The organism is Micrococcus sp. HSID17227 (assembly GCF_003989405.1).
GTDB classification, from domain to species: Bacteria; Actinomycetota; Actinomycetes; order Actinomycetales; family Micrococcaceae; genus Micrococcus; species Micrococcus luteus.
Window position 1 is genome coordinate 1 of record NZ_RBLN01000427.1, and the last position, 998, is coordinate 998.

Below are 998 nucleotides of genomic sequence, written 5' to 3' on the forward strand. Positions count from 1 at the left end.
TTGCCCCTGCCCCGCGACCCGGCCCTGGCGGGCCTGACCGTGACCGCCGGCGCCCTGCCCGCCGCCGACGACGCCCGCGGCGTCACCCTCGACACGCAGACCGCGGACCGGCACGGAGTGGCCGTGGGCGACGTCGTCACGCTGGCGAGCGAGTCCGGGCCCGCCCCGGCCACCACGCCGGTGGACGCGGTGGTCACGGGCCTGACCCAGCCCTCCCCCGACCCGATGCTCTCCGGGCAGGCACAGGTGTGGGCCTCACCCGCGGCGCTGACCGCGGTGCAGGGCCAGGACGGGCAGGCCGGGTTCACCCCCCACCTGCTGCTGCGCCTGGCCGACGGAGCGGACGTCCCCGCCGTCGCCGAGGACGCCCGCGCCGAGGCCACAGCGGCCGGGGTGGACGCCGACGTCGCGACCCCAGACGAAGCCGTGCGCTCGGCGGTGACGCAGCTGAGCGGCGGCACCGACCTGCTGGGCTGGGTGCTCGGCGGCTTCGCGGCGCTGGCCCTGCTGGTGACCGCGCTGGTCATCGCGAACACCTTCCAGGTGCTCGTGGCCCAGCGCACCCGTGACCTCGCGCTGCTGCGCACCATCGGCTCGACGACGGCCCAGGTGCGGGCCTCCGTGCTGACCGAGGCCGCCGTCGTGGGCGTGGTGGGCTCCGTGCTGGGCGCCGGTCTCGCCGTGGCGATCGTGGCCGGCGTGGCCGCGGCCGCCCGCGAGATGCTGGACCTGCCGTTCCTCACGTTCGGTCTGCACCCGGCCGGGCTCGCCGTCTCGGTGGCCGTGGGTGTGGCGGTGACGGTCCTGGCCGCGCTGGCCCCCGCGGTGGCCGCGACGCGCGTCGCCCCGCTCGAGGCCCTGCGGCCCAAGGACGAGGTGACCGCCGGATCGCGCGGCGGCCGGGTCCGCACGGCGATCGGGCTGGTGCTGGCCGTCGGCGGCACCGCGCTCATGCTGGGGGGTGTGTCCGTCCGGGAGCCGGTCTCAGCGATCCGCGG

At 77.9% G+C, this 998-nt stretch carries 1 protein-coding gene; it reads left to right on the forward strand.

The features are described from left to right. A partial coding sequence (locus D8M29_RS12405; protein ID WP_238693422.1) for an ABC transporter permease occupies positions 1-998 on the forward strand: 998 nt, incomplete at both ends.